The sequence below is a fragment of the Pseudomonas azotoformans genome (assembly GCF_900103345.1).
Lineage (GTDB): Bacteria > Pseudomonadota > Gammaproteobacteria > Pseudomonadales > Pseudomonadaceae > Aquipseudomonas > Aquipseudomonas azotoformans.
Map to the genome: position 1 here is coordinate 1,104,348 of NZ_LT629702.1, position 23,042 is coordinate 1,127,389.

Here is a 23,042-nt window from a genome sequence, read left to right on the forward strand (position 1 = left end):
CTCTCGTTTTTAGTTTTTTTGGGCAACAGCAGCCCGTTGTCACAGCGAACGCTGCGACGCAGGGAAAAGGGTTGAACTCAGTGAGTAGCGGGGCGGATCAGCCGTAGCGGCGGCCCACCGGCGGGCAACTCAGAAGCGCCAGGAGCGGCGGCCAGCAACGCTTGGGTGTAGGCGTTTTGCGGACGCAGCAGCACCTGTTCGGCGGTGCCGTACTCCACCACTTCACCCTGGCGCATCACCGCGATGTGATCGCTGATCTGCGCCGCCACGCGCAGGTCGTGGGTGATAAACAGGATGCTCAGGTTCAGTTGCTTCTGCAGCTCGGCGAGCAGCTCCAGCACCTGCTTTTGCACCGACACGTCCAGCGCCGACACGCTTTCATCGGCGATCAGCACTTCCGGGCGCATAGCCAGGGCGCGGGCGATGCCGATGCGCTGGCGCTGCCCTCCGGAGAACTGCCGGGGCTTGCGCTGCAGGGCGTCGCGCTTGAGGCCGACCTGCTCCAGCAAGTCACCGGCCTCGGCCCAGGCGTCCTTGGCCGACAACCCACGCAGTTGCGCGGCGCGGGCAATGATGTCGCCGACGCGGTGGCGCGGGTTCAGCGAGCCGTACGGGTCCTGGAAGATCATCTGGATACGCCGTCGATGGGTCGCCAACACGGAGCCGCTCAGGGCGAGGAAGTCGGTGTCGCCGACCCACACATGGCCACTGTCGCTGTCCACCAGGCGGATCGCGGCTTTGACCAGGGTGCTTTTGCCCGAGCCGGACTCGCCGACAATCGCCAGGGTCTTGCCCCGTGGCAGGTTCAGCGACACATCGCGCAGCGCCGCCACCGCGCTGCCGCCGACGTTGTAGGTCTTGGTCAGGTGCTCGATGCGCAGCGCCATTTCGCCGTCGGCACTCGGCGCATGCAGCTCCGGGTGCAACGCCGGCACGGCCGCGATCAACTTGCGCGTATACGCATGGGTCGGTGCGTTCAGCACCTGGTCCCGCTCGCCGATTTCCACCAGGCGCCCGCCTTCCATCACCGCGATGCGGTCGGCGATCTGCGCCACTACGCCAAAGTCATGGGTGATGAACAGGATGCCGTGCTGCCCGCGCCCGCGCAGGTCGCGCACCAGTTTCAGCACCTGGGCCTGGGTGGTCACATCCAGTGCGGTGGTGGGTTCATCGGCGATCAGCAGGTCGGGGTTCATCGCCAGTGCCATGGCGATGACCACCCGTTGGCACTGGCCGCCGGATAACTGATGGGGAAAGCTGTTGGCGATGCGCGGCGGGTCCGGCAGTTGGGTGGATTCCAGCAACGCGAGCATGCGTTCACGCCGCTCGGTGGCCGGCATCTGCGGTGCGTGGATGTCGAAGATTTCTTCGACTTGCTTGCCGATGCGGATCGCCGGGTTGAGCGCCGCCATGGGCTCCTGGAAAATCATAGCGATGCGGTTGCCACGCAGGGCACGCAAGCGGGCTTCGTCGAGGGTGCAGATATCGTCGCCAAGAAAGTCGATGACCCCGCCAGCATGCCGCAAACCCTTGGCATAGTCGCCCATGATCGCCGCTGACAGCACGGATTTACCCGAGCCCGACTCGCCGATCACGCAGAGAATTTCACCCTTGCGCACGTCAAGGCTGATGCCGTGCACGGCATGGCTGCGGTCGGCGCCCTTGGGCAGTTCGACACACAGGTTGTCGACCCGCAATACAGTTTGATGGCTGCTCATGCTCAACTCCTTGCGCCTTGCTGCGCGTGTTCGTCCAGCCCGTCGGCGAGCAGGCTCAAGCCGAGCATCAGGGTGGAGATGGCGATGCACGGGAAAATCACCAGGTGCGGAAAGGTAATGGCCATGGCGCGGCCGTCGTTGATCATGCCGCCCCAGTCCGGCGTGGGTGGCGGCAGGCCGAGGCCGAGAAAGCCCAGGGCGCCGATCATGATCGCGGTGTAGCCGATGCGCAGGCAGAAATCCACGATCAGCGGGCCGCCGCAATTGGGCAGGATCTCCACCAGCATGATGCGCAGCGAGCCTTCGCCCTGGGTGATGGCGCTGAGCACGTAGTCGCGTGAACGGATGTCGATGGTCAGCGCGCGCATGATGCGGAAGATCGCCGGGGCGCTGGTAAAGGTCACCGCAATCAGGATGTTCAGCGCCGAGGCGCCGAGGGCGATGATGATCACGATGTACAGCACCAGCACCGGGAACGACAGCACGGTGTCGGCCACGTAGGACAGCACAGCGTCGACCCAGCCATTGAAGTACCCGGCGCACAGGCCCATGGCGATGCCCACGGCAAACGCGGTGAGGGTGGCGAGGATCGACCAGAACAGCACGGTGCGCGTGCCCCAGATCAGGCGCGAGAGGATGTCGCGGCCGATCATGTCGGTGCCGAGCAAAAAGCGGGTGCCATCATCGCCAGCGGTCATCGGCGTGAGCAGCGGGGTGAAGCTTTCCAGCGGATCATGGGGCGCGAGCCACGGTGCACAGAGGGCAATCAGCACCCAGCCGCCGACCAGCAACAGGCCGAGCAAGGCCAGGGGATGCTTGAAGGATTTGAGCAGGTTCATTGGCTGCCTCCGCCGAGACTGCGCAGGGTGATGCGCGGGTTGAGCCAGGTGTAGGCCAGGTCAGAAAAGATTTTGCTGACGCCCACCACCACGCCGCTGATCATCGCGCAGGCTTCGATCAGGTAGACGTCATGGTTCAGCGACGCGGTGTAGAGCAGCGAGCCGAAGCCCTTGTAGGCGAAAAACACCTCCACCACGATCACGTTCGACAGCAACCACGGGATGTACAGCATGATCACCGTGACCGGCGCGATCAGCACATTGCGCAGGGCATGGCGCAACACGATGCGCGTGGTCGACGCACCCTTGAGCCGTGCGGTGCGGATGTACGGCGCCTGCATCACCTCGACCATCGAGGCGCGGGTGATGCGCGCCAGGTAGCCGATGCCGAACAGGCACAGCACCATCAGCGGCAGCAGCAGTTCCACCACGCTGAAACCGTCGCTCATGCTGCTCACGCCCGGCAGCCAGTTAAGCCAGAACACAAAGATCGCCGAGACGAACACCGCGCTGGCGAAGTCCGGAATCGAGGTGGTGACGATCGACAGGAATGACACCAATCGGTCGACCCACGAACCCTGGCGGATCCCGGCGAAGATGCCCAGGGTCAGCGCCACCGGCACCATCACCAACAAGGCCAGCCCGGCCAGGGTCAGGGTTTGCCACAGGTTGGGCAGCAACAGCTTGAGCACCGGCTCGCGGAAGTACACCGAGGTGCCCCAGTCGCCGCTGACGAAGTCCTTGAGCCACACCAGGTAGCGCCACACAAAGGGTTGGTTGTAGCCGTGTTCCAGCAGCCACGCCGCGCGCTGGTCGGCGGCGGAGTAGGGGCCGAGGACGTTGATTGCCACGTCCTCGATGTTCAGTTCCAGGGCCAGGAACACGATCAGCGACACCGACAGCAGCGTCGCCAGCAGCATCAGCAGTTTGCGCAATAGAAAATGAGCCATCAGGTGCATGCTCCGACGGGTGATGGGAAGGGTGTTGCGCCCGTGATTCAGGCGCTCAGCCAGACATTGCCCATGGGGTAGAAGTCGGAAGGGTGCACCTGGAAGCCCTGTACCTTTTTGCTCACGGCGGTGAACTTGTCGCCCCAGAACGGCTGCACGATCACGCACGCGTCCTGCAGGATCTGCTCGACGTTTTGCATGGCCACGGCGCGTTGTTTGGGGTCGATGATGCCCATGGCTTTGTCCAGGGCGGCATCGAAGGCCGGGTCGCTGTAGTGGCTTTCATTCCAGGCGCCACCGCCGCGATAGGCCAGTTCCAGGGACATCACGCCGAGCGGGCGATGCGCCCAGTAGGTGAGGCTGAAGGCGGCCTTGTCCCAGATCGGCCAGTACTGCGCGGCGGGCACCACTTTGAGGTTGATGCGGATACCGGCTTCCAGGCAATTCTGTTGCAGAATCTGCGCGCAGTCCTGCTCATAGCGGCCTTGGGTGTTGCCGACGATCAGATCGATGTCGAGGCCATTGGCAAAGCCGGCTTCGGCCAGGAGTTTTTTCGCCGCCGCCACATCGCGTTCGCGCTTGGGCAGCGGGAAATATTCGGGATGGGACGGCGCCACATGATGGTCTTCGCCCAGGGTGCCCATGCCGCGATAGGCGACCTTGAGCATTTGCGCGTTGTCGGCGCAGAGCACCACGGCTTTGCGCACCCGCACATCGGTGAACGGTTGCTGGTCGCAGGCCATACGCATCACCACGGTCTGCGCGGATTTGCAGCTGAGCAACTGTGCACCGGGCAGGCGCTTGGCCAGGTCCAGTTCGGCCACGGTCACGCGGTACAGCACGTCGACTTGCCCGGCTTGCAGGGCGGCGAGGTGGGTGGACACGTCGGTGCCCATGTCGATGTAGCGCAATTCGTCGAGGTTGGCCGGTTTGTCCCAATAGTCGGCGCGTTTGGCGAAGGTCGCCTGCTTGTTCACCGCAAACGACACCAGCTTGAACGGACCGGTGGCCAGTGGGTTCCTGGCCCAGTCATCGCCCGCCTTGAAGCTGCGGTGCACGATGGCGCAGGTGAAGGCGTTGAGCATTTCCGGAATGGCCAGGATCGGTCGCTTGAGGTGCAGGCGGAACTGGTAGTCGCTGACTTTTTCGAAGGCCTTGATGTCCTGGAACGCGGTGCGGTTGACCGACTTGGAGTCGGCGGCGATCCAGCGTTGGATATTGTGCTGCACGTCGTCGACGTTGAACCCGTCACCGTTGCTCCACTTCACGTCCTGGCGCAGGTTGAAGGTCCAGGTGGTGAGGTCGTCGGAGGGGCTCCAGCTTTCGGCCAGGTACGGGTGGGTGATGTTGTCGGCGTCGACCCAGGTCAGGTATTCCAGAGAGTTGCGCAACAGGTTCGAGGCTTCGATCCAGGTAATCAGCATCGGGTCCTGGATTTCCTGGATGGCGCAGGCAAACCGCAGGCTGCCACCTTGACGGGCGGGCGTGCCGTCGGAAGCCTGAGCGTCGTTGCCCAGCAGGGCCGAGCCGATGAAGCTGGAGGCACTGGCCACTGTGATGCCGAGCAGGGCGGCGGTGCGCAGGAATTGGCGGCGGTTGATCTCGCCGCGTTGCACTTGGTTGCACAGTGCGTCGACGGCGGGGTGCGGCGCGTTACCGTCCAGGGTCGCTAGAACGTTGGAGTCGGACATGGGGCTGCTCTCATGTTGTTTTTATTAGAGATGCCCGCAGTTTTGTCATCCGCGCAAAGATCGACAAACGATTAAATCAGCGGTTAAACGTGCGTTAAATGCATGTTAGTCCGCGCCACGGGTTAAAGGCGTCGAGATAGACGCGCCGGTTGATACAAAAAATCATGTTGGCTAGGAAATTTCCTACGGCTCATGGGATGCTTGGCGTCTCGTCAGTCGTCTTCGAGTGCTCGTCATGAAACGCAAAATGCCCGGTCTCAATGCCCTCAAGGCGTTCGAAGTAGCCGGCAGTACCGGCAGTTTTACCCGGGCTGCCGAGCTGTTGAACGTGACCCAGAGTGCGGTCAGCCGTCAGGTTCGGCAGTTGGAAGAACAGTTGGGCGAGCACCTGCTGGAGCGCCGCCACCATCACCTCGAACTGACCAGCGCCGGCCGCGTGTTGCTGCGTGCGCTGCACCAATCCTTCGACAAGATCGAGTTGACGGTGCGCAGTATCCAGCAGAAAACCCACTCCAACCGCCTGCACGTCAACGCGCCGCCAACCTTCACCAGCCGTTGGTTGATGCCGCGCCTGGGGCGCCTGCGCGAAGCCCACCCTGAACTTGAATTGAGCATCACCACGTGCCTGCAGGACAGCCTGGCGCAGACCAGCACCCTCGATTGCGCGATTCGATTTGGCAATGGTGAGTGGGATGGGTTGGACAGTTCGCTGTTGATCCAGGAGCGGCATATCGCCGTGTGTGCGCCGTCGTTGTACGCCCGTGAATGCAGCGATGGTGTCGACCTCAATCGCATGACGTTACTGCATGTGCTGGCCAGTGAGGACCAGCGCTACCTGACGTGGAAACACTGGCTGGACGCGGCGCGCATCCAGGGCGTGGACACCCAGGGCGGCTATGAGTTCGACCTGCTGGACCTGGCGATCCGCGCCGCTACCGACGGGCTGGGCATCACCATTGCCGACTGGCATATGGTGGCGGCGGAGCTGGCATCCGGGCAGTTGACCCAGGTGCTCAATGTGCATGTGGAGGGGCATCAGTCGTATTGGCTGGTGACCCGGCCGGAGCAGACGGACATGCCGCAGTTGCAGGTGTTCAGCCAGTGGTTGCAGGAGGAGATCTGGTTGGCGCAGCGGCAGTTGGAGCCTTCTACGGCGGTTAGTTGATTGGGAGTACATATCCGTTATTTGGGTAATGGCCGCTTATGGTTCCGCCCTTACGGCGGCTCACTTTTGAAAAGCCCAAAAGTAAGCAAAAGGCTCTTGCCCCAACACTCGGCACCTCGCTCACGCTCGGTGTGCCCGTAATCCGCCAGGGATTTGGGGGGCCGCCGCCACGCGCCATCCATGGCGCGGGGCGGCTAAACCGGCATCCCTGCCGGTTTACCCCCCAAATCCCTGTCGAATTCCGGCCAGCGTGTTTGACGGGGCGCCTAAGATCAAAAGCCAGATCGAGATCAAGAGCGACTCGCTTCGCATCGTAGATACGCGGTCCTGTAGGAGCCGGCTTGCTGGCGATGGCATCGATTCGGTCTGCCTGATTGCAACGGTGTCTGTATCGCCGGCAAGCCGGCTCCTACATGGGGTTTTTAACCGGTGCCACGTCACAACTTGATCTTGATCTGTGCGCACAATCCGCCTTCTGCGCGGTTGCTCAAGGTCAGGGAGCCTCCGATGGCCACGGCCAGTTGTTGCGCAATCGCCAGCCCCAGGCCGGTGCCGCCGGTGCCGCGGTTGCGTGAGCTTTCCACGCGGTAGAACGGCTGCATCACCTGCACCAGCTCGTCCTCGGCAATGCCTGGGCCGTTGTCCAGCACCTTGATCGACAGCTCGCCATCGGCCGTCGACCCGACTTCCAGCTGCGCGGCGCCGGCGAACTTGAGGGCGTTGTCCACCAGGTTCACCAGCACCCGGCGCAGGGCGTGGGGGCGCGTGTCGAGTACGACCGCGCTTTTGCCGCTGAGGCTCACCTGTTTGTGCATGTCCTGGTAGTCGAACACCAGGCTGTCAAGGAAGGCGTCGAGGTTGATGCGGTGGCTGGCTTCGGTGGCGCCGTGGACGCTGCGGGCATAGGCCACACCTTCGCGCACCAGGTGTTCCATCTCGCCCAGATCGCTCCAGAGTTTGTCGCGTTCGGCACAATCCTCCATGAATTCGGCGCGCAGTTTCATGCGGGTGATCGGGGTTTGCAGATCATGGGAAATCGCCGCGAGGATCTGCATGCGTTCCTTGAGGTATTCGGCGATACGCTGTTGCATGGCGTTGAACGCGACCGCAGCGTGGGCCACTTCGGTGGGGCCTGTTTCGTCCAGCGGCGTGGGATGGGCGTTGGGGTCGAGGGTTTCCACGGCGCGCGCCAGGCGGGTCAGCGGGCGGATGGCCAGGCGCACGGCAAACCAGGTGCAGCCCAGCAGCAGCGCCAGTTGCAGCACCAGCACCACCGGCAGCCAGTACGCCACGGGCAGCATGGAGGGGCGCACGTCGAGGGTGATCGGGTTGCCGTCGGCCAGTGTCAGGTGGGCCTGGAAGTGTTTCTGCATCCCGGGGATGTCGCGGAAGGTCAGCGCGTAGTGTTCACCCAATGCATCGGCAATCGAGGTAGCGGCCATGGGCACGTCGTCGCTGCGCATCGGCTCGCCGGTTTCCCCGGCGTTGAGCAGGTAGCGGTAGTTTTGCCGATCCAGGCGCGGCAGCCAGCTGGCGCGCTCGTTGGCGGGCAGCCGGTCGAGGATCGCCACCGAGGTGGCCACGTCGTTTTCCAGGTTGCCCAGCATGACGGTGCGCGCGCTGATGTAGCGCTCATAGAACTGCGCACTGAAGGACAAGCCATGGGCGCACACCAGGCTGATCAGGAAGATCAGCGACAACTGTGACGCCAGGGTACGCGGCCAGCCAAACCTTAAGGTCATTGCTCGGCCCCGAGGATTTCCACCGGCAGGGAGAACACGTAGCCCTCGCTGCGCACGGTCTTGATGTAGGCCGGTTCGCGGGCGTCGTCCAGCAGGCGTTGGCGCAGGCGGCTCACCAGCAGGTCGATGGAACGGTCGAACAGATCGGCGTCGCGGCCCTGGGTCAGGTTGAGCAACTGGTCGCGGTTGAGCACGCGTTGGGGGTGATCGAGGAACACCCGCAGCAGGCGGTATTCGGCGCCGCTCAGGGCGACCAGGGTGTCGTCTTCGTCGAGCAGGTGGCGGGCGGTGGTGTCCAGGCGCCAGCGGCCGAAGCGGATCAGCCGCCCGGTTTCGCTGACCACCAGGTTCGGCGGCAGCATTCGTGTGCGGCGCAGCACCGCGTTGATGCGCGCCAGCAGCTCACGGGCGGCGAACGGTTTGACCAGGTAATCGTCCGCGCCCATTTCCAGGCCGATGATGCGGTCGGTTTCATCGTTGCGTGCGGTCAGCATCAACACCGGCGTGGCTTTGTGCTTGCCCACCCGCAGCTCGCGGCACAGCTGCAAACCGTCGTCGCCGGGCATCATGATGTCCAGCACGATCAGGTCCACCGGGGTGGTGTCGAGGAAGCTGCGCATCTGGCGGCCGTCGGCGACCACCGTGGTACGCATGCCGTTCTTTTTCAGGTAGTTGCCCACCAGTTCGCGGATCTCCCGGTCGTCATCGACGATCAGGATGTGATCGACATGATCCATGCTGCCTTCCTCGTTAAATGCTCGTTGGAGCGCAGTCTAGCCATTGGCGACGGCCTTGCCTTGTGCCCTTTGTATTGCAGTGTATCTGGCGATAAGGAGATACACGACGAGGCAAAAATACTGGCACGAACGCCTAACCCTGTAGGAGCGAGCTTGCTCGCGAAGACCTCATAGGCACTGCGGACATCCAGCCTTAACGCGTTATTGTTGTGTTTATTCGCGAGCAAGCTCGCTCCTACAGGTGGCGGATCTGCTCAGGGCTTCAAACACCTGCTGCACCTGGGGATCATCGCTGTGGGCCACGTTGAAACGCATGGCGTCACGGTGTGTCGCGTCGTAGCCAAACAGTGTGCTGGGCGCCAGCACCATGCCCTGTTTCAAGCCTTCCTGGGCCAGCTGTTCACCGTTCACGCCGGGCGGCAGGTGCGCCCAGATAAACATTCCGCCTTCATAGCCCATCGGCAGTTCGCAGCCACAACGTTTGAGCCATTGCTCGACCCGTCCGCCGGCTTCCATCAAGCGCTGCACCATACGCTTGCGGTGCTTGGCGTAGCTGCCTTCGCTGAGCATGCGGTACACGATCTGCTCGAACAGTTCGGAGGTGACACCGCCGCTCATCAGTTTCATGTTGGTCAGGTTCGCCGCCAGTTGCGGCGCTGCCACCACGAAGCTGACGCGGGCGTTGGCGCTCAGGCTCTTGGAGAAGCCCGACAGGTAAGTGACCTGGTCCAGTCCGGCGAGGGCTGCCAGGCGCGGCGGTGGGTTGGGGTGCAGGTCGCCGTAGAGGTCGTCTTCGACGATATGGCAAGCGTACTGTTGGGTCAGTTGCAGCAGGCGAAAGGCCTGGCCGGGGCTGAAGGTATGACCGGTCGGGTTTTGCAGCACGCTGGTGGTCAGGTACAGGCTGGGACGATGTTCTGCCAGTAGTTGTTCGAGGGCCGCGAAGTCAAAACCGTCGGGACGGCGCTGGATCGTTACCACCTTGACCCCATGCAGCGCCAGGTTGGCGTGGAAGTTGAAGTAGCACGGCGTGTCCAGCAGCACGGTGTCGCCGGGGCGTGCGAGCAGGCGCATGAGCATGTCCAGGCCTTGCACGGTGTTGGGGGTGGTGATGATCTGTTCCACCGAGACCGACAAACCTTCGCCGTGCAGTTTCTGTTGCAGCGCCTGGCGCAACGGCAGCAGCCCGGCCGGCGTACCCATCCCGGCGATACGTAACGAAGGCGCACGCACCACGCTGCGCATGGCTTGGCGGATCGCTTCGCTGTCCAGCCAGGCCTCGGGCAAGTGACCGCCGCCGGGGCGCAGGTCGCCGTAGACCGTGGCCAGGGGGCGGCGCAAGACGCTCAACAGGTCCTGGGGCAGCAACTCGACCCACGCGGCCAGGGCCGGCCGGACGCTGTCTGCGGCGACGAAATAGCCGCGGCCTTGGCTGGAGGTGAGCAGGTTGCGCCCGCGCAGACGGTCGAGGGCTTCGTTGAGGGTGAACTTGCTCACGCCCAGGGTCTGGGTCAGTTCGCGCACCGAGGGCAACTTGCTGCCGGGTGCCCATTCGCCGTTTTCGATGGCCTGGCTGAACGCCTCGACGATCTGTTGCACTTTGGGGGTGCCCTCTACAAAGGCGATGGCCGATACGAACATGCAGCTTCCTTATCTTTGCCGGTGATTTTACCGGTGAAGTTCGGGCGGATTAGGCCTCACTTTACCTGCTTTGCGCAACGCCGACTGCCTAGACTGCGCGCTCTATTCCTCAGGTCTGTGGCCATGACAAGCGTGTTGACCCTTTCTTCGTTTCTGTACTTCCTGCTGTTTTGCGCCACCATCACCTTCAGCCCCGGGCCTATGACCCTGCTGCTGTTGAGTCTGGGCCTGCGCGACGGCCTGCGCCGTTCGATCCCGGCGCAGATCGGCGCCAGTGTGTCGTACCTGATTTCGATCCTGATCTTTGCTGTGGGCTTCTCGGAGTTGATCAAGGGCAACCTGGCCATCACCCAGGGCATCCAGCTGGTCGGCGTCGCCTATATCCTTTACCTGGCCTACAAACAGTGGACCAGCAGCGGCCTGGCGCTGGACCGTGCCGGTGCGGTGGAGGGTGCGCGCAGCCTGTTCGGCAAGGGTTTGCTCACCGGGTTTTCCAACCCCAAGGCCATCATCCTGTTCAGTGCGGTGTTCCCGCAGTTCGCCGGCGTCGGGGGGCACAGTTCGGCGGTGGACATTGGTATTCTCGGGCTGACGTTCCTGTTGCTGCAATTCGCCAGCGGCTGCCTGTATTGCTACTTCGGCCAGCGCATCAAGCATGTATTGGAAAACCCCAGGCGGCGTGTGCTGCTGCAACGCATCACGGCTGTTTTGCTGTTGGGCGTGGCGTTGATGCTGGCGCGGGGCTTTGCCCACTGAGCTTATGAGTGGTAGTGGCGAATTGCCGGTGCCCTGATAGACTCCTGGCATTCACTCAGGATTTCACCCCGCCATGTCAGCTGCAGAAGGAAACGGACTTCCGCTCGCTTCACGGCTGTACAAATCCCGCACCCTCGGGCTGACGCTCGGTTTTGTCTGCGTGGTGTTCGGGATGTATCCCCTGGACCCCGCCTGGTGGGTGTGGGCCTGGATGGTGATCAACGCGTTCATCTGGCCGCACCTGGCGTTTCAATTGACCTTGCGCACCACCAACGCACTGCGCGGTGAACGGCGCAACCTGCTGTTTGATTCCTTTTGCGGTGGGTTCTGGGTCGGCGCCATGCACTTCAACCCGCTGCCCAGCGTGACCACCCTGTCGATGATGACCATGAACAACGTGGCCATCGGCGGTCCGCGCTTCATGCTGGCGGGGTGGGTGGCGCAGGGGCTGGGTATCGGCGCGGCGCTGCTGATCTTCGCGCCGGCATTCATTGCCGTCACCAGCCAGGCGCAGCTCTACGCCTGCCTGCCGATCCTGATGCTGTACCCATTGGCCCTGGGCTGGATCTGCTACCGCCAGGCGGTGACCCTGGCCCGCCACAAGCGTGAACTGTTGGCCCTGAGTCGCACCGACAGCTTGTCCGGCCTGCTCAACCACGGTGCCTGGAAGGACCACCTTGAAATCGAGTTCCAACGCTGTCGCCGGGATTCCATGGGCGCCGCCATCGCGCTGATCGACATTGACCATTTCAAGACCATCAATGACACCTACGGCCATGTCACCGGCGATATCGTCCTGCGCCAGCTGAGCAAAGTGCTGCGCCAGAACCTGCGCGCCACCGACCTGGCCGGGCGTTACGGTGGCGACGAGTTCTGCGTGATCCTGCCGGGTATGCCGCTCAACCGCGCCACCGAAGTGATGGACGCCTTGCGCGATCGCTTCAACGCCTTGGCCTACGCCCAGGACCCGACCCTGCGCGCCAGCCTGAGCATCGGCCTGGCGCCGTATCAACCGACCCACGCGGATTCGACCAGTTGGCTCAATGACGCCGACGAGGCCTTGTACGACGCCAAAAGCAGTGGGCGCAATCGTGTCAGTGCCGCGCAGGAGGGTTGGTTGCGATCGGTCTAGTGGGGTAGGGTGTGGCGGCACCTTCCAACAAAAACAAGGATCGGTTCATGCTCTTCACCTTCCGCCGTACCCTCCTGGCCGCCACCCTGGCCATGTCCTTCGCCGTGCCGGCCTACAGCGCCGAGCCCCATAAACAGATCCAGGCCCAATCCGAACAGTACAAGGCCGACGCCCTGAAACTGCTGGAGCGCCTGGTCAATATCGACTCGGGTTCAGGTTATGAACCAGGCCTGACCCAAGTGCGCGACATCGCCGTGGATGAGTTGAAACAGCTGGGCTTTTCCATCCAGCTGGTGCCGGACAAGGCCGCCAACAACAGCCACGTGGTCGCCACCCTCAAAGGCACCGGCAAAGCCCGAATCCTGCTGATGGCCCACATGGACACGGTGTTCAAGGAAGGCTCGGCCGCCGAGCGTCCGTTCCACATCAAGGACGGCCGCGCCTATGGCCCTGGCGTGATGGATGACAAGGGCGGCATCGTCGCCGGCATCTACGCGCTCAAAGTCCTCAAGGACCAGGGCTTCAAGGACTACGCGCAAATCACCTTCCTGCTCGACGCCAGCGAAGAGACCGGCTCCGACGCCGCCTCCGAGTTGATCCGCCAAACCGCCAAGGCCCACGACGTCACCCTCAACCTCGAACCCGGGCGCCCAGCCGACGGCCTGGTGGTGTGGCGCAAAGGCAGCGCCACCGCCGTGGTCGAAGTCAAAGGCAAAGCCGCCCACGCCGGCGTCGCCCCGGAACTCGGCCGCAACGCCGCCATGGAAGCGGCACACCAGATCCTGCAACTGGGCGAGCTGGGGGATGCTGAGAAGAAAACCACCATCAACTTCACCGTGATCAAGGCCGGCGACCGCACCAACGTCATTCCCGACCAGGCCACCGCCAAGGCCGACGTGCGCGCGGCATTGCCGGAAGAGTTTGACCGCATCGAGCAAGACCTGGCACGGGTATCGGCGAACAAACTGATCCCCGAAACCGAAGTGAAGACCAGCTTGCAGCGTGGGCTGCCACCGATGCCGCAGACGCCGGAGTCGGACAAATTGGTGGCGATTGCCCAGGGGATTTATGGGGAGTTGGGCAAGACCTTGACGATCGAAGGCAGTGGCGGCGCGGCGGATGCCAGCTTGTCAGCCGGGGTGGGCACGCCGACGTTGGATGGGTTTGGGATTGTTGGCGGGAATATTCATACGCCGGAGGAGTATGCGGAGGTGGAGAGTGTGGTGCCGCGGGTGTATCTGTTGAGTCGGATGATTATGGAGCTTTCGAAGCGGTGATTTTCCGCTGATTGACACCCTTTTGTGGTGAGCAGGCTTGCCCTGCGTTGGGCTGCGCAGCAGCCCCAAAACAGACAATGCCGGTTTACCTGAAAATACTCATCGCCTGGATTGGGGCCGCTTCGCGGCCCAACGCAGGGCAAGCCTGCTCGCCACATGAGCGGATATAGCACCCTTTGCCACCATTTAGATTTTTTCATCTTTGATTTGAGGGGTTCCGTTTTTTAGGATTGACACAACATGCCTCAACCAAGTTAGTCCGTCGGACCATTCGCTACGATAATAATAGTAGCAACCGATATCGCTGAATAAGTAATTTTCAAGCTCTTGCTCTGTCTTTCCGCTGCACATTAGTTTATTTAGTTCTGCTTGTACTTCTAGTATCGTATCTTCAGATGATTCAGAGATAAAGAATTCAATAGCATCGTCCGCTTTTTCGTGGTCGTAAACCCAGTCTTGATTGAAGTAGCAGGCAAGAAACTGCTGTAGTTTGGGATAGTCTTTATTCATGGGTTTGGAAATCCAGTATGAATTCGGTAGCCAGTATGCATGTTATGGTCTCTACGGATTATCAGGTAAATTTCCTTTCCCGAAACGGCTGTTGTGCTGTTCTTTTTAAATCTTGTGCCTGTGGGGTGTTCAGTTTTTTGAATGATGACAATTTGATTGTTTGTCCCTTTTAAAAAGTTACCGATTTTGACTTTGTTTTGATCCAGTACGCTCGATATTTCTCGCTCTGCTGTTGATCTGTCGTGGAAGGTTGAGGCTGCCGGGATGTGTGGCTCTTGTTGTGGTGAGCAGGCTTGCCCTGCGTTGGGCTGCGCAGCAGCCCCAAAACAGACAATGCTGATTTACCTGAAAACACCCATCGCCTGGATTGGGGCCGCTTTGCGGCCCAACGCAGGGCAAGCCTGCTCGCCACAGAGGGGTTGTGTTGCCTTGGAGGGCGGTGTTTGGGTTACCAGGTTGACTGGTCTTCGAGGCTGGCTTTTTGGAGGTCTTCCTTCCAGACCTTGTTGGCGAGTCGATAGATGTCGGCGAAGAAGCCTCGGGGGTCGGCTATTTCTGTTTCGGTCCAAGCCATGGTTATGTACTTGTCGTAATCGTTCTCAAATTCTTTCGAAAAGTCAAAGTCGGGGTTGTCTAATGCGTCTTTGAGAGCAGAAATCAGTATAAAACGATGCCTGTAGGAAAGGTGCATAAGGTCTTTCAGGACGAAAGAAATTATGATTTTTTCCCTGTCTTGATGATTGTTAGGGTCATGCTTCCATAGCTCTTTTCCAACCGTTTCCTCAAGGTCGTATATCGATAAGGCTCCTAATAAATGAGAGACATTAGGAGTGTAGGGTGTGTCCATGAATGGGGATTTCAGCATGATCTGCTCACTTCGGGAAAGCGGTGAATGGTCGAGTCGGATTGTGTCGATCAAATCTGATTTCTGCTCTGTCCAGGCTTTCAATGTATCTGGGGTTGTTCAAGTCCCCGGTATTAGGTTTATAGCCTCGCCCGGCCCCAGGCAGTTCGACCACGACCACTGGGTTGCCTGCATTATCCAAACCTGTGGGGGATGGCGAATCGCCATGCATCTTGCCCAAGGCCTTGTTTATAGCGTGGAGTTGCATTTTCCAAGAGTTAAATTGGGAGCTGGAGCTGATATACCCGCTCTCCCCAGTCGTTGGATTTGTTCCATCAATAGATCGTTGTTTTAACGCGCTATCTGGTATCTCTGGGCCATGCTTTTCAACCGTATGCATATCGTATTCCTGCTCCCAGCTCAGCACCCTTCGTTTTGCATTTGCCTCTGTCAGTGCATCTATTCTCGACTGTCCATTAGTTCGCGGTAGTTGAGGTAGAGCAGGTGCGCCTTCATCGACGTTAGGCCTCCGAGGGGTAGGAGGAACGTTAGGTTTACACTCGTCGCCAGGGCAGCTACTTAAGCCCAGCGGATCTACCCATCCGGTAGGGTTGGGCACGTACTGGTACGCATTGATCCCACCCGCCAGCTTCACCGGATCCGGCGTCAGGTAACGACCAACATCCGGATTGTAGTAGCGATGGCGGTTGTAGTGCAGCCCACTTTCTTGATCGAAATATTGGCCCTGGAAACGCAGCGGATTGTCGACTTTTCCGATGTCGAGTCGGCTGATTTCGCCGTAGGCACGGTAATGCGCGGACCAGACGATTTCGCCATCCGGGGCGGTGAGTTCCTGCGGCGTGCCCAGATGGTCAAGTTGGTAGTGATAGGCCTTGGTTTCCTTGGGGCCGAAACCTTCCAGCAGCGCCAGCGGGCGAAAGCTGTCCGGTTCATAGAGGTAGCTGCGGTGCCGATCCGCGTGGTGTTCGGCGATGAGTTTGTCGCCTTGCCAGAAGAACTCGGTCGTAATCCCATCAACGGTTTTGCTGATACGCCGCCCAAACGGGTCGTAGCGGTAGCTGGCGGTCTGGCCGTTGGGCGTCTTAACGCCGATCAGACGATGCTGACAGTCGTAGCGGTATTCGGTGACAAGTTGATGGCCCTTACCGCGGCGTTCGCGAATCAGGTTGCCGAAGGCGTCATAGTCGTAATGGTGGTCGCCCTGGATCATCAGGCGGTTGCCGGCGACGATGTCGGGGCCGGGGCGGTTGTGCATGAGCAGGTTGCCGGCGGGGTCGTGGCCGAAGCGTTCTTGCTCGCCTTGGGTGTGATCGGCGCGGGTGAGGCGGCTGAGTGGGTCGTAGTGGTAGCGGTGTTCGCCTTTGCGGGTGTCGAGCAGGCGGGTGAGGTTGCCGGATTTGTCGTAGTCGTAGTGGCGTCGGTAGACCGGGCCTTCGGCATCAACGATGCTCTGGTTGAACAGGCGTCCCTGGTGGTCGTGTTGGTAGTGGCTTAGCAGTTGGCCTTGTTGGCGTTGCTGTTCGCGGCCGGCCTTGAACAGGTGTGAGGTGAGTACCGAGCCATTCAGTTCGACGGTGGCGAGGTGACCGCCTTTGTCGTGATTGAAGGTGAGGCGGTTGTTGTCTGGCAGGCGCAGGTTTTGCAGCTGGCCGCAGGCGTCGTAGCCGTAGCGCAGGGTGCCCCAGCCTTGGTGTTCGGCGGTGAGGCGGTTTTGGCTGTCGTACTCGTAGGCCAGGGACCAGTGGCCGTCTTCGACGCTGAGGAGGTTGCCCTGGCGGTCGTAGGTGTAATCGACGGTATTGCCATCGGGTAGGGTTTTTCTGACAAGGCGTCCGGCGTAATCGCGCTCGTAGCGGGTAACCAACTGACTGCCGTCATCGCCGTGTTCGGTCTTTTCCCGAAGGTTGCCGTTGAGGTCGTACACGTACGCCGTGCGCTGACCGTCAAAGCCGGTTTCCTGCTGGATCAGGCCGTTGTTGTGGTACTGGAGTCGGTAGGTCTCGCCAACTTCGTTTTCGATTTCAGTCAGCAGTAACCGCGCGTTGTCGTAGCGGTAGTTGACCTGTGTACCATCGGCATTGATGCGGCGGCTGATCAGGTGCAGGCCGTCGGCGTATTCGTAGCGGGTGACGTGCCCGAGTTCATCGCGTTCGGCGGTGATTTTTCCGTAGGGGTTGTAGCTGTATTCCCTGAACTCGCCGCCTGGCAGCACAACGCGAGTCAACCGACCCACGCTGTCCCACTGATACTGGGTCAGCCCGCCGTGTTCATCTTCCCGCGCAATCTGCCGCCCGAGATCGTCATAGCGATAACGCTTGATCCCACCATTGTGCAACTGCTCCTCAAGCAACTGCCCACGCTCGTTCCACACCAGCCGCTGACAGCTGTGATCCGGGTACCAAACTCCAATCAGCTGCCCATATTTGTTGTAGGTGTAATCGGTAACGTGACCGTCAGGATCGATCTTGCGAATGACATCGCCCTGGTCATTGCGCTCATACTTCCAAACCGCCTGACCCCGCCTTACAACCCGTACGAACCCATTGTCATGTTCGTAGGTCTTCGGCTCATCGTCCCCCGGAAACACCGCCACCAAGCGCCCGGCTTCGTCGTACTGATACGCCGTGATCGCTCCCAGCGGATCCTGCTCAACCGTCAGCCGGCCTTTTTCATCGTAGGATTTAAAGTGCTCGGCCCCGTCCGGATCCACCCGCTGCACCAGCCGCGCCCGCTGGTCATGCACGTAGACTTCCTGGCTACCATCGGCGTTAAACACCGTGACCTGGCCGTTGTCATCCCAGGCATAACGCGTGTCCATCTGCGAGAAACTCGCCCAATGCCGCACACATCGCGCGGCCTTGCCAGACCGTTCCCACTCCCAGAAAAAACTCGCGCCACCGGCCAAACCGCGTTCAAGAATGATGTGCTGTTCGTCGTACCGATAAACCTCGCTTTCGCCGACCGCGTTGGTCGCTGAAACCAGTCGTCCCAGCTCGTCATAGGCGTAGGAAACAACCGTCTGCTCCGTCACCCAAACAAACGGACCGTCATCCACGACGCGATGAATCTGGTAATCCACCGCCACGATGCGGCCCGACGCATAGCGCAAATGCAACGAGCGCCCGACCCCGTTATCCACCCGCTCAACACGCCCCAGAAAATCGCGGGAAATGCGCAGGCGGTTGTCATACGCATCGCTGATCGCTGTCAGCACACCGTCGCGAAAGTGGTAGAAACGTGACGCCTGAGCCAGCATCAGTTCATCAGGCAGCGAACCCAAATAGATCGCCGCTTCTGCAAGACTGTTGGTGATCGCAGGCCGAGAAGCCGTAGGCAAGGGCAGGGTCGTCGACCGATTCTCATGATCGGTCCAAACAACCGAATCACCCTCAACCACCAGCCGATGCGCCAGCGAGTGACTCCAGCCAAACCCCAGCCCGCAATCCATTTCCACCGCACTGGTGCGGTACAACCGGGTCCACTCAAACGACAAGATCCCGTCCAGCGTCCCATCGGTCAGGGTCAGCAATTCCTCGCCGGTGACCATCGACACCGGGCAGCCGTTGGTGGCGGTCTTGTCCGCAGGCGCCGCCGCATCCCCATTCGGGTTTCGAGCAGAAACCGGCACATCATCCACATGCTCTTGCTGAACCAGCACGGTTCGCTGGGACTTGCTGCGCACCACCGGCACCGCGTTGGCAACCACTTGATCCCCAGCCTTCAACGGCGCATCCGGAATCAACCTGATCGGCGTCGCACGACTCCCCAGCAGCAACGGCCTGGCCGCCTCGACATGCGCGTCCAACCGAGGCCCGACCAACTGTTCCGCGAGCATCTCCAGCCACTGGCGAGCCCGGCCAGGCTTGATGTGACTCAGCACCTGGGCACCCAGGCGCACGGTCACGCCCATGGCTCCCGCAACCCTCACCAACAGCAAAGCGATCAACACGTCGCCGGTGACTTCCCCCATCACCTCGCTCATCGCTTGCGGCGGCAACATCCGTATCCAGCTGCAGATCGCCGACAGGTAGATAAACATCAACGGCTCATCGCTGAGCACGAGCAGGCCCTGGGCGATGGCGTCCTTGCCCAGTTTCAGCAGTTCATCCAGTTCGGCCTGGGAGATGTATTGCAGCAGCTTCTGGCTGTTGCTCTGGAGGTCCGCCAGCAGCTCGTACAGTTGTGTGAAATTGTCCCAAAGGCTGTAAAGCGCCTTACCCATTCCATGAAGAAAGGCCTTCTCCAATAACCTGCGTTGATCAAGCGGGCTGGCGTCCGTGTAGTCCTTCCACTGGGCTTCGAAGGTGTTTTTCCACTCCTCGCGCAGGCGAACTTCCAACCCATCGATCACCGACTGATAAGACGCATACAGTGCCTTGACGTGGTCCTTGGAAACGTTGGGATAGAAGCTGACCCGGTATGGCTGGTCGCGCGCGCACTCGTCGATTTCGAGAATGCCGCTCGGGCCGATGGTCTTGTGGATCGGCTCGCCCAGTGGGCCGCCGTTGGGGTCGACACGCTGCAACATCACCGGCGTGTTGCCGATGGGGACCAATCGTGTGCTTTGGAACAGGTGCACCAGGGTCAACTTGCCGTTGGCCTGGCAAGTCGCAACGGTGGTGCTTGGGTATAGAGAACGATTGATCGGCGCGACCAGCGCCACTTCATCCCCGACCTTGAAGACTTGTTCGACATCCAGCGCCGAAAAGCACCAAAAGCTCGAAGCCCATTCGTCAAAGGTGTTCAGGCATTCCCGGAAATCGCGAAAGACGCTTTCGACATCGACCGTCTTCACATCCATTGGGGTCAGGGCCAGCCTGCCAATGGCCGGGTTCAAGAAACAGCTCCAACAACCAGAAAGTCCATCTGCAATCCCTCGCACTGTGTATTCAGGCGAGGGACTTTGCGGACCTTTTCAGGGGAGGGGAGTAGAGCTTATCCGGCGGTTACGTGGGACGTTTCGACAACTCTCGTCTTCTCCCGCCCCAGCACCAGGCTGCACAGTGCCGGCAAGAACAATAGCGTCAACAGCGTGCCCACCAGCACCCCGCCGATCAGCACGTAGGCCAGGGACGACCAGAACACCGACAACGTCAGCGGAATAAACGCCAGCGCCGCCGCCAGCGCGGTCAGGATCACCGGCCGTGCACGCCGCACGGTGGCCTCGACGATCGCCTCGTGAATGGCCATGCCGTGGTCCTGATTCTGACGGATCTGGTCGGTGAAGATCAGCGTGTTGCGCATGAGGATCCCGCCAATCCCGATCAAGCCCAGGATTGCATTGAACCCGAACGGCTGGTTGAAGAGCAGCAAGGTCGGCACCGCTCCGATCAAGCCCAGTGGGGCGGTGGCGAAGACCATGAACATCACGCCGAACGAGCGCACCTGGAACATGATCACCGTGAGGGTCAGCAGGATCATGATCGGGAACAGCGCAGCCAGGGCGACGTTGGCCTTGGCGCTTTCTTCCACCGGGCCGCCGATGTCGATCTGGTAGCCGGCCGGCAGCTTGGCGATCAGCGGTTGCAGGTCTTTGTACACAGCCATTTCCACGTCGGGCGGTTGCACGCCGTCGATGATGTCGGCGCGTACTTCGACGGTGGTTGCGCGGTTGCGGCGCTTGAGGATCGGTTCTTCCATCACCGCCTGGAAATGCCCGACCTGGGCCAGCGGCACGGAGGTGCCGGCACTGTTGGTGAGCGTCATGTTGTTGAGGTTGCCGAGGTCTTCGCGCTGGCTGCCCTGGGCGCGGGCGACCACGGAGACGGTGCGGTTGCCTTCGCGCACTTCGGTGATGGGGTTGCCGCTGAGCAACGCGTTGAGCTGGGATTTGACCTCGTTAGGCGTGAAGCCCAGCAGGCGCAGGCGGTCTTGATCCAGCACCAGGCGATACCCGCTGGTGCGCTCGCCCCAATCGAGGAAGGCGTCCTTGGTCAGTTTGTTGGCGGCGACAACTTTGCGCACGTTTTCGGAGATGCCACGCAGCACATCCACATTCGGGCCGGAGACACGGAACACTACCGGGAACGGCACGGGCGGGCCGAACAGCAGTTGCGTGACGCGCACCCGTGCCGCCGGGAATTCACCGGCCGCAATCCGCTCGCGCATGCGCAGTTTCAATGCATCGCGGGCATGGGAATCCGGGGTCTGCACGATCAGCTTGGCAAACGCCGGGTCCGGCAGTTCAGGGTTCAGCGACAGGAAAAAGCGTGGCGCACCGCCGCCCACATAGGTGTCGACCATCGTGGTTTGCGGCTCTTGCAGCAGAGCTTTTTCCAGCTGTGCGGCCACCGCTTCGGTGCTCTTGAACGCACTGCCCGGCGGCATGTACACCTCAAGAATCAGCTCGGAACGGTCGGAGTTGGGAAAGAACTGCTTCTTCACCACGCCCATGCCCAGCACGCACAGCACAAACGCCGCCACCACCAGCCCGGTCACCAGCCAGCGCCCACGCACGCACGCTTCCACAAGCGTGCGCAGCTTCTGGTAGTAACGCCCGGCGTAGATTGCATCATGGCCGCCAGGCACCGGCTTGATCTGCGGCAGCAGCTTCACGCCCAGGTATGGCGTGAACACCACCGCTACCAGCCAGGAGGAAATCAGTGCAAAGCCGACGATCCAGAAGATATTGCCGGCATATTCCCCGGCACCGGAGCGCGCAAAACCCACCGGCAGAAAGCCGATGATCGTCACCAGCGTGCCGGTGAGCATCGGCGCCGCCGTGGAGCTCCAGGCAAAGGTGGCAGCGTGGATGCGGTCGAAACCTTCTTCCAGTTTCACCACCATCATCTCGATGGCGATGATCGCGTCATCCACCAGCAGCCCCAGGGAAATGATCAACGCGCCCAGGGTAATGCGGTCGAATTCACGCCCGGTCAGCAGCATGATCACAAACACCACCGACAGGGTCAGTGGCACCGCCGCGGCCACCACCAGCCCCACGCGAAAGCCCAGCGCCAGCAGGCTGATGATCATCACCACCGCCAGGGCGACGAAGAATTTCAGCATGAACTCATTCACCGCCAGGCTGATGTTTTTCGCCTGGTCGGAGACCTTGGCGAAGTTCACCCCCAGCGGCAGGTCGGCCTGGATTCTGGCTTCCTGGGCCTTGAGGCTCGTGTCCAGCTCCAGGCCGTTCCAGTGTTTCTCCATGATCACGCCGAGCATCAGCGCCGGGTCGCCCTGGTGGCGGATGCGGTAACTGGGCGGGTCTTCATAGCCGCGGCTGACGGTGGCCACATCGGCGATGCGCAGCACGCGGCCGTTGACTTCCAGCGGCACGTTTTCGATCAGTGACAGGCTGTCGAACGCGCCGTCGATACGGATGTAGGCGCGGGCCCCGGCGGTCTCGACGAAGCCCGACGGCGCCACGGCGTTTTGCGCGGCCAACGCCGAAAAAATCTGCTCCGGCTTGATGCCCAGCGTCGCCAGGCGCTCATAGGAAAACTCGACGAACACCCGTTGCGCCTGCTCGCCAAGGATATTGACCTTCTTCACCCCTGGCAGGTTGAGGAAACCCTGGCGCAATTCTTCGGCCATCTGCACCTGTTGCCGATGGGGCAGGTGCTCGGCCTCCAGGGCGTACAACGCAAAGTACACATCGGAATATTCATCGTTGAAGAACGGCCCGATCACACCCTTGGGCAGCTTGGCGGCTTCATCGCTGAGTTTTTTACGGGTCTGGTAGAACAGGTCCTGGATTTCACTGGGCCGCGTGGACTCCTTGTAGGTCATGCGCATCGACACGAAACCCGGCTGGGCGATGGTCTCGACGCGGTCGTAGTAGTCCAGTTCCTGCAGGCGTTTTTCCAGGCGGTCGGCCACTTGCTCCTGCATTTCCTGGGCGGTAGCGCCGGGCCAGGCGGCGGTGATGGTCATCACCTTGACGGTGAAAGACGGGTCTTCGGCGCGCCCCAGTTTGCCGAACGAGAACACCCCGGCGGCGAGGATCGCAATAATCAGGAACAACGTGACCGCACGGTGCTTGACCGCCAGTTCAGAGAGGTTGATACCGCGCAT

Annotated in this window: 16 protein-coding genes; 4 read left to right on the forward strand and 12 right to left on the reverse strand. The window is 61.2% G+C overall.

The features are described 5' to 3' along the window. Window positions 1–77 precede the first annotated feature (77 nt). From BLR69_RS04730 to BLR69_RS04745, 4 genes are read right to left on the reverse strand one after another with little or no spacing between them, the layout of a single operon-like run. A complete protein-coding gene (locus tag BLR69_RS04730; protein WP_071495213.1) occupies window positions 78–1,718 on the reverse strand; it encodes a dipeptide ABC transporter ATP-binding protein in 1,641 nt (546 codons plus the stop codon). 2 nt (window positions 1,719–1,720) lie between these two features. Further along, a complete protein-coding gene (locus tag BLR69_RS04735) occupies window positions 1,721–2,557 on the reverse strand; it encodes an ABC transporter permease (protein ID WP_071495212.1) in 837 nt (278 codons plus the stop codon). After that, a complete protein-coding gene (locus tag BLR69_RS04740; protein ID WP_071495220.1) occupies window positions 2,554–3,507 on the reverse strand; it encodes an ABC transporter permease in 954 nt (317 codons plus the stop codon). The genes BLR69_RS04735 and BLR69_RS04740 overlap by 4 nt, the downstream gene beginning before the upstream one ends. A gap of 47 nt (window positions 3,508–3,554) precedes the next feature. Further along, on the reverse strand, window positions 3,555–5,198 hold the full coding sequence (locus tag BLR69_RS04745; protein ID WP_071495211.1) for an ABC transporter substrate-binding protein: 1,644 nt from the start codon (window positions 5,196–5,198) through the stop codon (window positions 3,555–3,557). A gap of 235 nt (window positions 5,199–5,433) precedes the next feature. On the opposite strand from BLR69_RS04745, the gene BLR69_RS04750 reads away from it, so the two are divergent. Continuing rightward, window positions 5,434–6,363, forward strand: coding sequence for a LysR substrate-binding domain-containing protein (locus BLR69_RS04750; protein ID WP_076955316.1), 930 nt, complete (start codon window positions 5,434–5,436; stop codon window positions 6,361–6,363). 437 nt (window positions 6,364–6,800) lie between these two features. Here the strand turns inward: BLR69_RS04750 and BLR69_RS04755 are convergent, their stop codons facing one another. The 3 genes from BLR69_RS04755 to BLR69_RS04765 form a co-directional block, all read right to left on the reverse strand. After that, window positions 6,801–8,105 carry an ATP-binding protein gene (locus BLR69_RS04755; RefSeq protein WP_071495209.1) on the reverse strand — a complete coding sequence of 435 codons (1,305 nt, stop codon included), beginning with the start codon at window positions 8,103–8,105 and terminating at the stop codon, window positions 6,801–6,803. Further along, window positions 8,102–8,842, reverse strand: coding sequence for a response regulator (locus BLR69_RS04760; protein WP_028616631.1), 741 nt, complete (start codon window positions 8,840–8,842; stop codon window positions 8,102–8,104). The genes BLR69_RS04755 and BLR69_RS04760 overlap by 4 nt, the downstream gene beginning before the upstream one ends. A gap of 213 nt (window positions 8,843–9,055) precedes the next feature. After that, window positions 9,056–10,483 (reverse strand): aminotransferase-like domain-containing protein, encoded by a 1,428-nt coding sequence (locus BLR69_RS04765; RefSeq protein WP_071495208.1) that lies wholly within the window; start codon window positions 10,481–10,483, stop codon window positions 9,056–9,058. Window positions 10,484–10,606: 123 nt separating this feature from the next. Here BLR69_RS04765 and BLR69_RS04770 point away from each other — a divergent pair, with 123 nt between their 5' ends. The 3 genes from BLR69_RS04770 to BLR69_RS04780 all read left to right on the forward strand — a co-directional run bounded on the left by BLR69_RS04770 (window position 10,607) and on the right by BLR69_RS04780 (window position 13,648). Next, on the forward strand, window positions 10,607–11,239 hold the full coding sequence (locus BLR69_RS04770; RefSeq protein ID WP_071495207.1) for a LysE family translocator: 633 nt from the start codon (window positions 10,607–10,609) through the stop codon (window positions 11,237–11,239). Window positions 11,240–11,312: 73 nt separating this feature from the next. Continuing rightward, on the forward strand, window positions 11,313–12,371 hold the full coding sequence (locus BLR69_RS04775; protein WP_071495206.1) for a diguanylate cyclase: 1,059 nt from the start codon (window positions 11,313–11,315) through the stop codon (window positions 12,369–12,371). 47 nt (window positions 12,372–12,418) lie between these two features. After that, a complete protein-coding gene (locus tag BLR69_RS04780) occupies window positions 12,419–13,648 on the forward strand; it encodes a M20/M25/M40 family metallo-hydrolase (RefSeq protein ID WP_071495205.1) in 1,230 nt (409 codons plus the stop codon). A 186-nt stretch (window positions 13,649–13,834) separates the two neighbouring features. Here BLR69_RS04780 and BLR69_RS04785 read toward each other — a convergent pair whose 3' ends face one another. From BLR69_RS04785 to BLR69_RS04805, 5 genes are all read right to left on the reverse strand, one after another. Further along, window positions 13,835–14,158 (reverse strand): contact-dependent growth inhibition system immunity protein, encoded by a 324-nt coding sequence (locus BLR69_RS04785; RefSeq protein WP_071495204.1) that lies wholly within the window; start codon window positions 14,156–14,158, stop codon window positions 13,835–13,837. Further along, window positions 14,155–14,499: an RNase A-like domain-containing protein gene (locus tag BLR69_RS31465; protein WP_307636825.1), complete on the reverse strand. Its 345-nt coding sequence runs from the start codon at window positions 14,497–14,499 to the stop codon at window positions 14,155–14,157. The genes BLR69_RS04785 and BLR69_RS31465 overlap by 4 nt, the downstream gene beginning before the upstream one ends. 107 nt (window positions 14,500–14,606) lie before the next feature. Continuing rightward, window positions 14,607–15,023, reverse strand: a complete 417-nt coding sequence (locus tag BLR69_RS04795; RefSeq protein ID WP_071495203.1) for a hypothetical protein — start codon at window positions 15,021–15,023, stop codon at window positions 14,607–14,609. Between the two features lie 7 nt (window positions 15,024–15,030). Continuing rightward, the gene (locus BLR69_RS04800; protein ID WP_083365844.1) at window positions 15,031–19,824 is read right to left on the reverse strand and encodes an RHS repeat-associated core domain-containing protein; all 4,794 of its coding nucleotides are present in this window, start codon (window positions 19,822–19,824) and stop codon (window positions 15,031–15,033) included. 134 nt (window positions 19,825–19,958) lie between these two features. After that, window positions 19,959–23,042, reverse strand: coding sequence for an efflux RND transporter permease subunit (locus BLR69_RS04805; RefSeq protein WP_071495829.1), 3,084 nt, complete (start codon window positions 23,040–23,042; stop codon window positions 19,959–19,961).

Excerpts from the sequence above, each read along its gene's own strand:
- BLR69_RS04795 (WP_071495203.1), bottom strand. The coding sequence starts at position 15,023 with ATGCTGAAATCCCCATTCATGGACACACCCTACACTCCTAATGTCTCT.
- BLR69_RS04750 (WP_076955316.1), top strand. The coding sequence starts at position 5,434 with ATGAAACGCAAAATGCCCGGTCTCAATGCCCTCAAGGCGTTCGAAGTA.
- BLR69_RS04760 (WP_028616631.1), bottom strand. The coding sequence starts at position 8,842 with ATGGATCATGTCGATCACATCCTGATCGTCGATGACGACCGGGAGATC.
- BLR69_RS04780 (WP_071495205.1), top strand. The coding sequence starts at position 12,419 with ATGCTCTTCACCTTCCGCCGTACCCTCCTGGCCGCCACCCTGGCCATG.
- BLR69_RS04805 (WP_071495829.1), bottom strand. The coding sequence starts at position 23,042 with ATGCGCGGTATCAACCTCTCTGAACTGGCGGTCAAGCACCGTGCGGTC.
- BLR69_RS04785 (WP_071495204.1), bottom strand. The coding sequence starts at position 14,158 with ATGAATAAAGACTATCCCAAACTACAGCAGTTTCTTGCCTGCTACTTC.
- BLR69_RS04755 (WP_071495209.1), bottom strand. The coding sequence starts at position 8,105 with ATGACCTTAAGGTTTGGCTGGCCGCGTACCCTGGCGTCACAGTTGTCG.
- BLR69_RS04730 (WP_071495213.1), bottom strand. The coding sequence starts at position 1,718 with ATGAGCAGCCATCAAACTGTATTGCGGGTCGACAACCTGTGTGTCGAA.
- BLR69_RS04800 (WP_083365844.1), bottom strand. The coding sequence starts at position 19,824 with ATGGATGTGAAGACGGTCGATGTCGAAAGCGTCTTTCGCGATTTCCGG.
- BLR69_RS04735 (WP_071495212.1), bottom strand. The coding sequence starts at position 2,557 with ATGAACCTGCTCAAATCCTTCAAGCATCCCCTGGCCTTGCTCGGCCTG.
- BLR69_RS04770 (WP_071495207.1), top strand. The coding sequence starts at position 10,607 with ATGACAAGCGTGTTGACCCTTTCTTCGTTTCTGTACTTCCTGCTGTTT.
- BLR69_RS04775 (WP_071495206.1), top strand. The coding sequence starts at position 11,313 with ATGTCAGCTGCAGAAGGAAACGGACTTCCGCTCGCTTCACGGCTGTAC.
- BLR69_RS04740 (WP_071495220.1), bottom strand. The coding sequence starts at position 3,507 with ATGGCTCATTTTCTATTGCGCAAACTGCTGATGCTGCTGGCGACGCTG.
- BLR69_RS04765 (WP_071495208.1), bottom strand. The coding sequence starts at position 10,483 with ATGTTCGTATCGGCCATCGCCTTTGTAGAGGGCACCCCCAAAGTGCAA.
- BLR69_RS04745 (WP_071495211.1), bottom strand. The coding sequence starts at position 5,198 with ATGTCCGACTCCAACGTTCTAGCGACCCTGGACGGTAACGCGCCGCAC.